Annotated in this window: 10 protein-coding genes; all 10 read right to left on the bottom strand. The window is 62.7% G+C overall.

Annotated features, from left to right (window positions below):
- Positions 1-62: 62 nt before the first annotated feature.
- Entirely contained in the window at positions 63-842 is a 780-nt protein-coding gene (locus K226_RS0107075; RefSeq protein ID WP_024814135.1) for an amino acid ABC transporter ATP-binding protein, read from the bottom strand.
- Entirely contained in the window at positions 823-1,476 is a 654-nt protein-coding gene (locus K226_RS0107070; RefSeq protein ID WP_024814134.1) for an amino acid ABC transporter permease, read from the bottom strand. Before K226_RS0107070 ends, K226_RS0107075 begins: the two co-directional genes overlap by 20 nt.
- A gap of 177 nt (positions 1,477-1,653) precedes the next feature.
- Positions 1,654-2,448, bottom strand: coding sequence for an amino acid ABC transporter substrate-binding protein (locus tag K226_RS0107065; RefSeq protein WP_024814133.1), 795 nt, complete (start codon positions 2,446-2,448; stop codon positions 1,654-1,656).
- 281 nt (positions 2,449-2,729) lie between these two features.
- Complete coding sequence (locus K226_RS0107060; RefSeq protein ID WP_024814132.1) at positions 2,730-4,208, bottom strand: glutamate synthase subunit beta; 1,479 nt, start codon at positions 4,206-4,208, stop codon at positions 2,730-2,732.
- A gap of 48 nt (positions 4,209-4,256) precedes the next feature.
- On the bottom strand, positions 4,257-8,990 hold the full coding sequence (locus tag K226_RS0107055; RefSeq protein ID WP_024814131.1) for a glutamate synthase-related protein: 4,734 nt from the start codon (positions 8,988-8,990) through the stop codon (positions 4,257-4,259).
- Positions 8,991-9,175: 185 nt separating this feature from the next.
- Entirely contained in the window at positions 9,176-9,871 is a 696-nt protein-coding gene (locus K226_RS0107050) for a transposase (RefSeq protein ID WP_024814130.1), read from the bottom strand.
- Positions 9,872-9,972: 101 nt separating this feature from the next.
- Entirely contained in the window at positions 9,973-10,899 is a 927-nt protein-coding gene (locus tag K226_RS0107045) for an SAM-dependent methyltransferase (RefSeq protein ID WP_024814129.1), read from the bottom strand.
- Positions 10,896-11,519, bottom strand: a complete 624-nt coding sequence (locus K226_RS0107040; RefSeq protein ID WP_024814128.1) for a DUF1415 domain-containing protein — start codon at positions 11,517-11,519, stop codon at positions 10,896-10,898. The genes K226_RS0107045 and K226_RS0107040 overlap by 4 nt, the downstream gene beginning before the upstream one ends.
- Positions 11,520-11,700: 181 nt before the next feature.
- Positions 11,701-12,873, bottom strand: coding sequence for a deoxyguanosinetriphosphate triphosphohydrolase (locus K226_RS0107035; protein ID WP_024814127.1), 1,173 nt, complete (start codon positions 12,871-12,873; stop codon positions 11,701-11,703).
- 84 nt (positions 12,874-12,957) lie between these two features.
- Positions 12,958-14,109, bottom strand: a complete 1,152-nt coding sequence (gene aroB, locus K226_RS0107030) for a 3-dehydroquinate synthase (RefSeq protein ID WP_024814126.1) — start codon at positions 14,107-14,109, stop codon at positions 12,958-12,960.
- Positions 14,110-14,273 lie beyond the last annotated feature (164 nt).

Raw genomic sequence — 14,273 nt, 5'->3', positions numbered from 1 at the left:
TATCAAAACAATAGCTACTAGCGCTTTACTGGCAAGCGCTAGAGCCCGATTTCACCAAAAATTCAAAGCATGTGCTGCAAAAACGCCCTGGCCCGCTCATGACCCGGATCGGCAAAAAACTCCCCCGCGGGCCGCGCAGCAATCAGTTCGCCCTGGTCCATGAAGGCCACGGTGTTCGCCACCTCGCGCGCAAAGCCCATTTCGTGCGTGACCACCAGCATGGTCATGCGCTCATCGGCCAGCTCGCGCATGGTGCGCAGCACCTCGCCGGTGAGCTCGGGGTCGAGCGCCGAGGTGGGCTCGTCGAACAGCATGATGTCGGGCTCCATGCACAGCGCGCGCGCGATGGCCACGCGCTGCTTTTGCCCACCCGACAGGCGCGCGGGGTAGTTGCCCTGCTTGTCGGACAGGCCCACCTTGGCCAGCAGCCGTTCGGCGCGGGCGATGGCCGCTTCGCGCGACAGGCCCTGGACCACCATGGGCGCCTCGATCAGGTTCTCCAGCACCGTGAGGTGCCCAAACAGGTTGAAGTGCTGGAACACCATGCCGGTCTTGCGGCAGATGCGGCGCAACTCGGCGTCCGGCGCGTAGACGCAGCGGCCTTGAGCGTCGGTGGTGACCAGCGTTTCGCCCTCGATGGCGATATGGCCGCTGTCGATGGTTTCCAGATGGTTCAGGCAGCGCAGAAAGGTGCTTTTGCCCGAGCCCGACGGCCCAATCACCGCCACCACTTCGCCCTGGCGCAACTGCAGCGAGACGCCGCGCAGCACCTGGTTGGCGCCGAAGGCCTTGCGGATGTCACGGGCCTCGATCATGGGCGCATCACTGGTCATATTTGGCATAGCGTTTCTCCATGCGCTGAAACCCCCAGGTGAGGATCAGGGTCATGATGAGATAGAAGGCCGCGGCCACGATGAAGGGCGTGGTGGTGAAGTCGCGCTGCACGATGCCGCGCGCGGCGCGCAGCAGGTCGTTCAGGGCCAGCACGTAAATCAGCGAGGTGTCCTTGACCAGGGTGATGGTCTCGTTGCTCATGGGCGGCAATATGCTGCGCACCGTCTGCGGCAGCACGATGCGGCGCATGGTCTGGCCGTAGCCCATGCCCAGTACCTTGGCGGCCTCGTACTGCCCCCGGTCCACCGACTGGATGCCGGAGCGAAAGATCTCGGCAAAGTAGGCCGCGTAGTTCAGCGCAAAGGCCGCCACCGCCGCCGGAAAGTCGGGCAGTCGCACGCCAATCACCGGCACGAACGGAAGTGCAAAGTAGATAAACAGCATCTGCAGCATGAGCGGGGTGCCGCGCATGAGCCAGATGTAGCCGTTGACGGCCGCCGACAACGGCGCAAAGCGCGACACGCGCGCCAGCGCCAGCACCAGCCCGAGCGGCACCGCCAATGCCAGCGTGATGGCAAACAGCTTGAGGGTGACGGCAGCGCCCTGCGCCAGCGGTCCCAGAAGGGAGAGAACGTAGTCCATGCTGTCGCGACAGTTCCGTGTGTGTTTTTATCCTTGGCCGTCACCACTGGCGCAGCCCAAGCCAGCGACCGCCGCGCAAGGGCCGCCCCGCCGCGCTGGCGGTGTCCCCCTGCCCCCAGCGCACAGCGCTGCGAGAGCGGGGGGAAGGCGCGCAGCGCCTCAGGGGGGTGGTCCGAATTATTTGAGAATATTCTTGCCGAACCATTGCTCGGCAATCTTCGCGGCGACGCCATCGGCCTTCATGTCGGCCAGTGCCTTGTCCAGCTTGCCGTGCAGATCGGTGTCGTCCTTGCGCAGGCCCACGCCATAGTCTTCGGTGCCGAAGTGGTCGTCGAGCACGGCATAGACGTCGGGCTTCTTGGCCACGTAGTACCGGCCCACCACCTCATCGACCACCACGGCATCCAGGCGGCCGGTGGTCAGGTCCATCAGGGCGGTCACGTTGTCGCCAAAGGTCTTGATGTCCTTGAACGACTTGAAGACGGCCTCGTCCTTCTTGATGGCGTCCACGGCACTGCTGCCTTCCTGGGCGCCGACCACCTTGCCGGCCAGATCAGCCTTGGTCTTGATGGCGGAGTTGGCGGCCACCACGATGATCTGGTGGTTTTCCATGTAGGGCGCGGTGAACAGGATGTTCTGCTTGCGCTCTTCGGTGATGGTCAGGCCGTTCCACAGTGCGTCCACGCGCTTGCCCGAGAGCTCGGCTTCCTTGGCGCTCCAGTCGATGGGCTTGAATTCCACTTCCAGGCCCAGGCGCTTGGCGGCTTCCTTGGCCATGTCGATGTCAAAGCCGATCAGCTCGTTCTTCTCGTTGCGAAAACCCATGGGCGGGAAGTTGTCGTCCAGGCCGACGACGATTTTGGTGACAGCCGCTGGCGCGGGTGTGGCGGCGGGTGCGGCGGGCTCCTGCTTGGAGCAACCAGCCAGCACGGCGCCCAGGGTCAGCAAGGCAACAGCGGCAATTTTTTTCATGGTGTAGCGATTTTTTTGAGAGGTCTACGGACAAGGGGAATCAAGGGGCGTCCAACATTCGCACGGTGGCGCGACAGGCAACACCCCACCCCGGGAAAACCCTGAATTGTCCCACCGTTGGTGCCTGCATGCACCCACCCGCCATGCACCGCCCAGAGAAATTCAAGACAAATAGGGCGCTAGCGCTTATGTGGCATGCGCCAATAGCTATACTATTTATAGCGTTATAAACAACAACGGCGCTCCAGAGCGCCGTTGTTCAGGTGGGGCCAAGGCCCCGGTCAGCGGGGCAGGTCCGAGTAGCCCATCAGGAACTCGTCCACGGCGCGCGCCGCCTGGCGGCCTTCGCGGATGGCCCAGACCACCAGGCTCTGGCCCCGGCGAATGTCGCCTGCTGCGAACACCTTGGGCACGTTGGTGGCATAGCCGCCGTCAAAGTCCGTGGTGGCGCGGGCATTGCCGCGCGCGTCCTTGTCCACGCCAAAAGCATCGAGCACCGGTGCCACGGGGCTGACAAAGCCCATGGCCAGCAGCACCAGGTCGGCCTGGTAGTGCTTTTCGGTGCCGGGCACTTCCACCAGCTTGCCGTCCTTGAACTCGACCTGCACGGTGGTCAGGCCCTTGACCTTGCCCTTTTCGCCCGTGAACTCCTTGGTGGAGATGGCGAACTCGCGCACGCAGCCCTCTTCGTGGCTGGAACTGGTGCGCAGCTTGAGCGGCCAGTAGGGCCAGGTGAGGGGCCGGTTCTCCACTTCAGGGGGCTGGGGCATGACCTCGAACTGCGTCACGCTGGCCGCGCCGTGGCGGTTGCTGGTGCCCACGCAATCACTGCCGGTATCGCCGCCGCCAATCACGATGACATGCTTGCCCGTGGCAAGGAGCTGGCCCTTGAGCTTGTCGCCCGCGTTGACCTTGTTCTGCTGGGGCAGGAACTCCATGGCGAAGTGGATGCCATCGAGGTCGCGGCCGGGCACCGGCAGGTCGCGCGACTGCTCGGCACCGCCGGTCAGCAGCACGGCATCAAAATCTTTGTTCAACTGCTCGGGCGTGATGGTTTCCTTGGCCCAGTTGGTGACCTTGGAATCCTTGCCCAGACCGTCTTTGGCGGCACCCACAAACACGCCGGTGCGGAAGGTGACACCCTCGGCCTGCATCTGCTGCACGCGGCGGTCGATGTGCGACTTTTCCATCTTGAAGTCGGGAATGCCGTAGCGCAGCAGCCCGCCCACGCGGTCGTTCTTTTCAAACAGCGTGACGCTGTGACCAGCCCGCGCCAGCTGCTGGGCAGCCGCCATGCCGGCGGGGCCTGATCCCACCACGGCGACTTTCTTGCCGGTCTGGTGCTTGGCCACGCGCGGCTGCACCCAGCCCTCGGCCCAGGCGCGGTCGATGATGGCGTGTTCGATGGACTTGATGCCCACCGGGTCGTCGTTCACGTTGAGCACGCAGGCCGCCTCGCAAGGCGCGGGGCAGATGCGGCCGGTGAACTCGGGGAAGTTGTTGGTGCTGTGCAGCACCTCGATCGCGCTCTTCCAGTCGGCGTGGTAGACCAGATCGTTGAAGTCCGGAATGATGTTGTTGACCGGGCAGCCGTTGTTGCAAAACGGCGTGCCGCAGTCCATGCAGCGCGCGCCCTGCACCTTGGCTTGCGCCTCATCGAGGCCAATGACGAATTCCTTGTAGTGCTTCAGGCGCTCTGGCACGGGCTTGTAGCCCTCTTCGATGCGCTCGTATTCCATGAAGCCGGTGGTTTTTCCCATGACGATGTCCTTGTCTGTGAATGCTGTGCGGATGTCTGCGGCGTCGCCTTACTTGGCGGTCGTCGCTTCCTTTTTGATAGCTGCTACCGCAGGCGTAGCGGGCTCTTCAAGCACTTTTCGTTCATTAATTTCAGACAATGCACGCTTGTACTCGGTCGGGAACACCTTGACAAACTTGCTGCGCGAAGTGGCCCAGTTGTCCAGCAACTCGCGGGCGCGCTTGCTGCCCGTCCAGCGGTTGTGGTCTTCGAGCAGCTTCTTGAGCTGGGCTTCGTCGGTCTGGCCACCATGCCAGATGGCACGCGGCACGGTCACCTCCTGTTCGGCCGAGGGGAGGATGCGCTCCAGTGTCACCATGGCCATGTTGCAGCGGGTGTCGAACTGGCCATCCTCGTCGTACACATAGGCCACACCGCCGCTCATGCCCGCAGCAAAATTGCGCCCGGTCTTGCCCAGCACGACCACGGTGCCGCCGGTCATGTATTCGCAACCATGGTCGCCCGTGCCTTCGACCACTGCCGTGGCGCCCGACAGGCGCACGGCAAAGCGTTCGCCCGCCACGCCGCCAAAAAAGGCCTCGCCCGTGGTGGCGCCGTACATCACGGTGTTGCCCACGATGGTGTTGCGTACTGCGTCACCGCGGAAGTCGATGCTGGGGCGCACGATCACACGCCCGCCCGAGAGGCCCTTGCCGGTGTAGTCGTTGGCATCGCCAATCAAATACAGCGTGATACCGCGGGTGAGGAACGCACCGAACGACTGGCCGCCCGTGCCTTCGAGCTGGATACGGATGGTGTCGTCCGGCAGCCCCTCTGGGTGTACGCGGGTGACCGCGCCCGAGAGCATGGCGCCCACGGAGCGGTTGACGTTGCGCGCCACTTCGATGAACTGCACGCGCTCGCCGTTTTCGATGGCGGGGCGCGAGCGCTCGATGAGCTTGCGGTCCAGCGTGTGCTCGATGTTGTGGTCCTGCACATCCACATGGAAGCGCGGCACGTCGGCAGGCACGTTGGGCTGGGCGAACAAGCGGCTGAAGTCCAGGCCACGGGCCTTCCAGTGTTCCAGGCCTTGGCGCATGTCGAGCAGGTCGGTGCGGCCAATCAGGTCGTCAAACTTCTTGATGCCCAGCTGCGCCATGATCTGGCGCACTTCTTCGGCGATGAAGAAGAAGTAGTTCACCACATGCTCGGGCTTGCCCGAGAACTTGGCGCGCAGCACCGGGTCTTGCGTGGCCACGCCCACGGGGCAGGTGTTGAGGTGGCACTTGCGCATCATGATGCAGCCCTCGACCACCAGTGGGGCCGTGGCAAAGCCAAACTCGTCGGCGCCCAGCAGTGCGCCAATGGCGACGTCGCGGCCGGTCTTCATCTGGCCGTCGGCCTGCACACGGATGCGACCGCGCAGGCGGTTGAGCACCAGGGTCTGCTGGGTTTCGGCCAGGCCGATTTCCCAGGGGCCGCCGCAATGCTTGATGGACGACCAGGGCGATGCGCCCGTGCCGCCGTCATGGCCGGCAATCACGACGTGGTCGCTCTTGCACTTGGCCACGCCCGCAGCGATGGTGCCCACACCCACTTCCGACACCAGCTTGGTGCTGATGCTGGCGTGCGGTGCGACGTTCTTCAGATCATGGATCAGCTGCGCCAAGTCCTCGATGGAATAGATGTCGTGGTGCGGTGGGGGCGAAATCAGGCCCACGCCGGGCACGCTGTGGCGCAGCTTGCCAATGTAGTTGGACACCTTGCCGCCAGGCAGCTGGCCGCCTTCGCCGGGCTTGGCGCCCTGGGCCATCTTGATCTGGATCTGATCAGCGCTGGACAGGTATTCGGCCGTGACGCCAAAGCGGCCCGACGCCACCTGCTTGATGCGGCTGCGCAGCGAGTCGCCGTCCAGCAAAGGCAAGTCGACCTCGACGTTCTCGGCGCCGATCACGCTCTTCAAGGTATCGCCCTTCTTGATCGGGATGCCCTTGAGTTCGCTGCGGTAGCGTGCGGCATCTTCGCCGCCTTCACCCGTGTTGCTCTTGCCGCCGATGCGGTTCATGGCCACGGCCAACGTGGCGTGCGCCTCGGTGCTGATGGAACCCAGCGACATGGCGCCGGTGGCAAAACGCTTGACGATTTCCTTGGCGGGCTCGACCTCGTCGATCGGGATCGCCTTGGAGGGATCGATCTTGAACTCGAACAGGCCACGCAGCGTCATGTGGCGCTTGCTCTGGTCGTTGATGAGCTGGGCGTATTCCTTGTACGTGTTCCAGTTGTTGGCGCGCGTGCTGTGCTGCAGCTTGGCAATGGCGTCAGGCGTCCACATGTGGTCTTCGCCACGGGCGCGCCAGGCGTATTCGCCGCCAGCGTCCAGCATGGTTTCGAGCACCGGGTCGTCACCAAAGGCTGCCTTGTGCATGCGGATGGCTTCTTCGGCGATTTCGAACACGCCGATGCCTTCCACGCGGCTGGCGGTGCCGGTGAAATACTTGCCCACGGTTTCCGTGTTCAGGCCAATGGCCTCGAACAGCTGGGCGCCGCAGTAGCTCATGTAGGTGCTCACGCCCATCTTGGACATGATCTTGGACAGGCCCTTGCCGATGGCCTTGACGTAGTTGTAAATGGCCTTGTCTGCCGACAGCTCGCCACCCAGTTCCTTGTGCATGTCGGCCAGGGTTTCCATGGCCAGGTAGGGGTGCACGGCCTCGGCGCCGTAGCCTGCCAGCACGGCGAAGTGGTGCACTTCGCGGGCGGTGCCGGTCTCGACCACCAGTCCGGCCGTGGTGCGCAGACCCGCACCCACCAGGTGCTGGTGAATGGCCGACAGCGCCAGCAGCGCAGGAATGGCCACTTGCGTGGCGCTCACGGCGCGGTCGCTGATGATCAGGATGTTGGCGCCGCCCTTGATGGCATCCACGGCCTGCGCGCACAGCGAAGCCAGCTTGGCCTCGACGCCTTCGCGGCCCCAGTCCAGCGGGTAGGTGATGTCGATGGTTGCGCTCTTGAACTTGCCGTTGGTGTGGCTCTCGATGTCGCGCAGCTTGGCCATGTCGGCAAAGTCAAGCACAGGCTGGCTCACTTCCAGCCGCATCGGTGGGTTGACCTGGTTGATGTCCAGCAGGTTGGGCTTGGGGCCGATGAAGCTGTTGAGCGACATCACGATGGCCTCGCGGATCGGGTCGATCGGCGGGTTGGTCACCTGGGCAAACAGCTGCTTGAAGTAGTTGTACAAGGGCTTGTTCTTGCCCGACAGCACGGCCAGCGGGCTGTCGTTGCCCATGGAGCCAATGCCTTCCTCGCCGTTTCGGGCCATGGGCGCCATCAGGAACTTGATGTCTTCCTGGGTGTAGCCAAAGGCCTGCTGGCGATCGAGCAGCGGCAGATCGGCAGGCTGGGCCGCCGCCACTTGCGCGCCAGCGTCGATGCTGTCGAGCTTGATGCGCAGGTTCTCGATCCACTGCTTGTAGGGCTTGGTGTTGACGATGTTGGCCTTGAGCTCATCGTCGTCGATCATGCGGCCTTGTTCCAGATCGATCAGGAACATCTTGCCGGGCTGCAGGCGCCACTTGCGCACGATCTTGTTCTCGGGAATCGGCAGCACGCCCGATTCGGATCCCATGATGACCAGGTCGTCGTCGGTGATGCAATAGCGCGAAGGGCGCAGGCCGTTGCGGTCCAGCGTGGCGCCGATCTGGCGACCGTCGGTGAACACGATGGAGGCCGGGCCGTCCCAAGGCTCGAGCATGGCGGCGTGGTATTCATAGAAGGCGCGGCGCCGCTCGTCCATGGTGGTGTGCTGCTCCCAGGGCTCGGGGATCATCATCATCACGGCCTGGCTGATGGGGTAGCCGGCCATGGTCAGCAGTTCGAGGCAGTTGTCGAACGTGGCGGTGTCAGACTGGTCTGCAAAGCTGATGGGGTAGAGCTTTTGCAGGTCGGCCGCGAGCACGGGCGAGGCCATCACGCCTTCGCGGGCCTTCATCCAGTTGTAGTTGCCCTTGACGGTGTTGATTTCACCGTTGTGCGCCACGTAACGGTACGGGTGGGCCAGCGGCCACTCGGGGAAGGTATTGGTTGAGAAACGCTGGTGCACCAGGCCAATGGCCGAAATGCAGCGCTCGTCGGACAGGTCTTTGTAGTACACGCCCACCTGGTCGGCCAGCAGCAGGCCCTTGTAGACCACGGTGCGGCTGGACATGGACGGAACGTAGTATTCCTTGCTGTGCTTGAGCTTGAGCGCCTGAATATTGGCGCTGGCGGTCTTGCGGATCACGTACAGCTTGCGCTCCAGCGCGTCCTGCACGATCACGTCGTTGCCACGGCCGATGAACACCTGGCGCAGGATGGGCTCCTTCTTGCGCACGGTGGGGGACATGGGCATGTCCACATTCACCGGCACATCGCGCCAGCCCAGCAGCACCTGGCCTTCGGCCTTGATGGCGCGCTCCATCTCCTGCTCGCAGGCCAGGCGCGAGGCGTGCTCCTTGGGCAAGAAGATCATGCCCACGCCGTATTCGCCGGCCGCTGGCAAGGTCACACCCTGCTTGGCCATTTCTTCACGGTACAGCGCATCGGGGATCTGGATCAGGATACCGGCGCCATCACCCATCAGCGGATCGGCACCCACGGCGCCACGGTGGTCGATGTTTTCCAGAATCTTCAGGGCCTGCGTCACGATGTCGTGGCGCTTCACACCCTTGATGTGGGCCACAAACCCGAGGCCACAGGCGTCGTGTTCGTTGCCCGATGAATACAAACCGTGTTGTTGCAGATGCTGGATCTCGGCAGCCGTGGTCATGGCGCACTCCTCATATTTTTCGCAGGGAATGCAAGATTAGTGCAATGCAACATATTTGCGCAAGCACAAAAATTGGGGTCAGATTCCAATTATTTCTGATACATTGCAAAAAACATGGAATTAGGGACACATCAATATTGATAGCTGTCATTCCTTATCCATCAAGCGCCATAAGTCAATTTAACTTAATTTTTCGGTGTGATTGCGGGCCGCCCTGCCTTGGCCTTAGCAACGCGGCGGGGCGATTTTTTTTGCAACTCCGCCACAAACTCCGCATCGCCCAGCGCCCATCCGCTCAATGCCGCTTCGGTCAAAGCAGCCTGATCGCCACTGCCAATGCCCGCCTGCACCAACCCTGCATAGGCTGCTTCGCGCGCAAACGGCGTGTTGCCCAGTGCCCAATACAACGCATGCGGGGTCACGAGTTTGTCGATGCGCTGGCCCAGGTAATGGGCGTGGCTGGACCACTGCCAGGCCCCCGGTTGCGCCACCATGCCGGCCCGCACCGGGTTCAGATCGATATACACCATGCAGGCGAGCAAATAGCGCTCCGTCTCGATCAGCGTGGAGCGGTAGCGCCCCTCCCACAGCGTGCCACTGCGGGCGTGGCGCTGGTTGAAATAGCGCACATAACTGCGCCCCACCGCCTGCATCATCAAAGGCAACGCCTCGGCCGTGGCCGGTGTGGCGAGCAGGTGAAAGTGGTTGTCCATCAGGACATATGCATGGACCGCGACCGCAAACTTATGGGCGTTTTCGGCCAAAAGCGCCATCATGGTGGCGAAATCCTGGGTGTCCGCAAAGATCATCTGGCGGTTGTTGCCGCGCTGAATGATGTGGTGCGGGTAGCCGGGAAGCGTGAGACGGGGCAGGCGGGCCATGGCGATGTCCTGAACAAGGAAACACGGGCAATTTTAATTGGGCTCTGACCCCAATTATTGAGTTGGCCACGTATTGCCCCTGAGGAGTGTTTGCCCGGACCCTATTCCTGCGGCGACACGGCGGCGTCTGCCGACAGCCCGAAACGCGCTCCCAAAGCCTGCTCGAGCCCGAACTCGCGCAGGATGGCGCGCAGCCGCTCCTGGGCGCTGCGCTTTCTCTGACCGGTGTAGCGGGCGATGATCAGCTCGTTTTTCATGCTGTGCTCCCAACCCACCAGTTCGGTTACTGTGACCTGGTAACCGCTGGCCTCCAGGTGCAGACACCGCAACACGTTTGTTACCTGGCTGCCCACTTCGCGGGTGTGCAGCGGGTGTCTCCACAGCTCGGCCAAGGGTGTGCGCGCCAGTTGCAGCGCCTTGCCCTGGCGCAGGCAAGCGGCCACTTCGGCCTGGCAGCAGGGCACGATGACCATGGCGCGTGCCTGCTTTTGCAGGCCGAAGGCAATGGCATCGTCGGTGGCGGTGTCGCAGGCATGCAGCGCGGTCACCACATCAATGCGCTCGGGCAGTTCGGACGCATCCGTGGATTCAGCCACCGACAGATTCAGGAACGACATACGCCCAAAGCCGAGTTGCTGGGCCAGTGCACGCGATTTTTCGACCAGCTCGGCGCGCGTTTCAATGCCATAGATATGACCGCGTCCCAGCGCCTTGAAATACAGGTCGTACAGGATAAAGCCCAGATACGACTTGCCCGCGCCATGGTCGGCCAGCGTGGGGCTGTGCCCGTCGGCCGACATTTCCTGCAGCAAAGGCTCGATGAAATTGAACAGGTGGTACACCTGCTTGAGCTTGCGGCGTGAATCCTGGTTCAGCCGCCCTTCGCGCGTGAGGATATGCAGCTCTTTCAATAACTCAACGGACTGCCCCGGGCGCAGCTCGGACAACTCTGCGCTGGCTGCCGGCGGGTTTTTGGAAGGTACCTTGGTAGCCGCTTTGGTTACCGCCTTGTGGTCCGCGGCTTTCATGCCGGGTCCTTCGGCAGTTCAGGCGTGCTTGCCGCCGTGCTCACGCCCACGTCCATCGCCTGCCAGCCTAGCATACCCAGCTTCTCCAGCACCTCCATGTTGCGCTGGTAGATGGCTTCGGCCTCGGGGTAGGCCTGCACTGCCCGGTCAATACTGTCTTCGCGCAGGAGGTGCAAGGTGGGATATGGCGCGCGATTGGTGCAGTTGGTGACATCACCCGCATCGGTGCCCGCAAACTGGAACTGCGGATGAAAGCTGGCAATCTGCAGGGTGCCGTCCAGGTCCAGCTCCTCCAGAACGTCTTCGGCCACGCCAAGGAAATCGTTGAACTCCAGAAAATCCTGCAGGCAGTCGGGTGCCATCAGCAAGGTGGTGTCGCGCACCTCTGCAGGCGCTGCGGCCAGATCGGCCAGCTCGCGCCGCAGGTCTTGCGCCAGTGCCTCAGCATCGGTGGCAGCGCTCACCACATAGTGAATCTGCCCCTTGGCGTGCACGCCCTTGGCAAATGGACACAGGTTCAGCCCGATCACGGCCCGCTCCAGCCAGCGCACCATGTCCTTCGTGATGAGGTCCGCCCGTTCAGAAGGCGCGAGGGGCGGCGAAGGAGCGGCAGCGTTCATGGCAGATCGATTCAGAAGACAACAAAAAAGGGGTGAAGTTTACCGAACCGCAGCCACCACGGTGGGCCGCTCGCAGCGGCTGAGTGCATTTGCAAATCGGTGACGCCTTTGGCAAAGCCGCAGGCAGCACTGAAGCACCACAAGGCGCATCAACAGCAGCACCGGTGATTTGGTGATGACATCAGCCCAGCAGGCGCAGGCCGGTCAATCGCTCGTGTTCACGCCCCGCGAAGCGGTCCGTCATTCCGGCGATGAAATCTGCCACCGCCCGGGCGCGTGCCGAGGGCTCGCCTTCCAGTGCCTGGCGGGTGAAACGGGGCTTCATTTCGCGCGGCTCGGCCACATACGCAGCAAACAGCTCGGTTACCACGCGCTGGGCGCGCCCGGTAGTCTCTACCACCTGCGGGTGGCGGTAAAGGTTCTTGAAAAGAAACCGCTTGAGCTCCGATGACTGGGCCCGCATGGGGGCGCTGAAGCACACCAGCGTTGCGGCCAAACGCACGTCGGCCACACTGCGGGGCGCGGCACTGGCCAACGCGGCGTTGGTGGCCTCGATCACGTCATAGACCTGTGCACTGAGCATGCGCCGGATGGCTTCATACAGCAGGCGCCGCTCCATCGCCGCGCCCACCAGATGCGGATGCTCGGCCTGCGCCACACAGCGGTAGTGGTCAAACAGAGGAACATCGGCCAGTTGCGCCAGCGTGATCAGGCCCGAGCGCACGCCGTCATCAATGTCATGCGCGTTGTAGGCAATTTCGTCGGCCAGATTGCACAGTTGCGCCTCCAGGCTGGGCTGCTCCTTGCGCAAAAATCGCCCCCCCACGCCTCCAGGTTCATTCAGCTCCAGCCGCTGCGCGTTTGCCTGCGAGCAATGTTTGAGCACGCCCTCCCGCGTTTCGAAGGTCAGGTTGATGCCGTCGTAATCGGGGTAGCGCTCTTCGAGGTGGTCCACCACCCGCAGACTCTGCAGGTTGTGTTCGAACCCGCCATGGGCCTGCATGCACCCGTTCAGCGCATCCTGCCCGGCGTGCCCGAAAGGGGTGTGGCCGAGGTCATGGGCCAGAGAGATCGCCTCCACCAGGTCTTCGTTGATACGCAACGACCGTGCAATCGAACGCCCCAGTTGCGCCACCTCCAGCGAATGCGTGAGCCGCGTGCGAAACAAATCTCCCTCGTGGTTCAAAAAAACCTGGGTCTTGTAAACCAGCCGCCGGAATGCCGACGAATGCACGATGCGGTCGCGGTCACGCTGGTATTCGGTGCGCGTGGGCGCTGCGGGCTCAAGGTAGCGGCGCCCGCGCGACAGCGCAGGATCGCAGGCATAGCACGCCAGAGAAGAGCTTTGGGTCAAATTGGCCTCTAGCGCTTTATCAGCAGGCGCTTAAAGCTATCACATTAATAGCAATTGATTCAATAAATACCAGGTGACGGCCTGTCACCCGGCGCAGCAGGCGTCAATCACCTCGCGTACCAGCGCATCGGGTGCGGCACGCACGCAGGCCCGGCCCGGCCCGTCGATCAGCACAAAGCGGATCTCGCCCGCCTCCGCCTTCTTGTCCACGCGCATCAGTTCCAGATAGCGACCGGCATTGTCGGCAGCATCCAGCACCGCGCCGCGCAGGGGCAGTCCGGCACGCTGCACCAACACCTTCAAGCGTGCCACAAACGCATCATCCACCAGACCCATCCGGCACGACAGCTCGGCCGCCATCACCATGCCAGCACCTACCCCCTCGCCATGCAGCCAGGCGCCATAGCCCATGCCGGCCTCTATGGCGTGGCCGAAGGTGTGGCCAAAATTCAAAATGGCGCGCAGTCCGGCCTCGCGCTCGTCCTGCCCCACCACCCAGGCCTTGATCTCGCAGCTGCGCCGCACTGCATGCGCGAGCGCCGTGCGGTCGCGCGCCAGCAGGTCATCCATGTGATCCTCGAGCCAGACCATGAAATCCATGTCGGCAATCGGCCCGTATTTGATGATCTCGGCCAGGCCAGCGCTGAGTTCGCGCTTTGGCAGCGTATCCAGCGTGGCAAGGTCACACACCACCAGTTGCGGCTGGTAGAACGCACCAATCATGTTCTTGCCCAGCGGGTGGTTGATGGCCGTCTTGCCTCCCACCGACGAATCCACCTGCGCCAATAGTGTGGTCGGCACCTGCACAAACGGCACCCCGCGCATGTAGCTGGCGGCGGCGAAGCCGGTCATGTCGCCAATGACTCCACCACCCAGCGCGAACAGCACGGTTTTGCGGTCGCAACCGTGCCGCAGCAGGGCATCAAAAATCAGGTTCAGGGTCTGCCAGTTTTTGTGTTCTTCGCCGTCGGGCAGTGCCACGAGGTGCACCTGTGCGTAATTCAGTGCAAGGGCTGCGCGCAAGGCATCGGCGTACAGCGGCGCCACTGTGGTATTGGTGACGATGAGGGCAACAGCCGCTTTGGGCAGCGTGGCATAGGTGGCGGGGTTGGACAGCAGACCTGCGGCAATCGTGATTGGGTAGCTGCGCTCGGCAAGATCAATGCTGAAAGTGTGAGCAACCGGAAATAACGATGAGGCGAATGGCCGCGCCTGTGAAAAAACAGGTAAACACACTGCGGCATCAGACGGGGCTGCTGAATTGTGGGATGTATTGGCTGAGAACATGGTGTTATTAGTTTAGGGCAGGCATAACGTAAGTGGGGCCGGTTTTAAGCGCTACCGCATCAAAGTTCTTGGTACACAAAGCGCCAGCCGACTTACCTACAGCCATTGCCTTA

The sequence above is a fragment of the Acidovorax sp. JHL-3 genome (assembly GCF_000526295.1).
Taxonomy (GTDB): Bacteria; Pseudomonadota; Gammaproteobacteria; order Burkholderiales; family Burkholderiaceae_C; genus Acidovorax; species Acidovorax defluvii.
The sequence above is the reverse complement of the archived record's forward strand: the minus strand, read 5'-3'. Positions and strand labels throughout refer to the sequence as shown.

Bases quoted from the DNA above. Each gene is read 5' to 3' on its own strand.
- K226_RS0107075 (WP_024814135.1), bottom strand. From the start codon at position 842: ATGCCAAATATGACCAGTGATGCGCCCATGATCGAGGCCCGTGACATC.
- K226_RS0107070 (WP_024814134.1), bottom strand. From the start codon at position 1,476: ATGGACTACGTTCTCTCCCTTCTGGGACCGCTGGCGCAGGGCGCTGCC.
- K226_RS0107065 (WP_024814133.1), bottom strand. From the start codon at position 2,448: ATGAAAAAAATTGCCGCTGTTGCCTTGCTGACCCTGGGCGCCGTGCTG.
- K226_RS0107060 (WP_024814132.1), bottom strand. From the start codon at position 4,208: ATGGGAAAAACCACCGGCTTCATGGAATACGAGCGCATCGAAGAGGGC.
- K226_RS0107055 (WP_024814131.1), bottom strand. From the start codon at position 8,990: ATGACCACGGCTGCCGAGATCCAGCATCTGCAACAACACGGTTTGTAT.
- K226_RS0107050 (WP_024814130.1), bottom strand. From the start codon at position 9,871: ATGGCCCGCCTGCCCCGTCTCACGCTTCCCGGCTACCCGCACCACATC.
- K226_RS0107045 (WP_024814129.1), bottom strand. From the start codon at position 10,899: ATGAAAGCCGCGGACCACAAGGCGGTAACCAAAGCGGCTACCAAGGTA.
- K226_RS0107040 (WP_024814128.1), bottom strand. From the start codon at position 11,519: ATGAACGCTGCCGCTCCTTCGCCGCCCCTCGCGCCTTCTGAACGGGCG.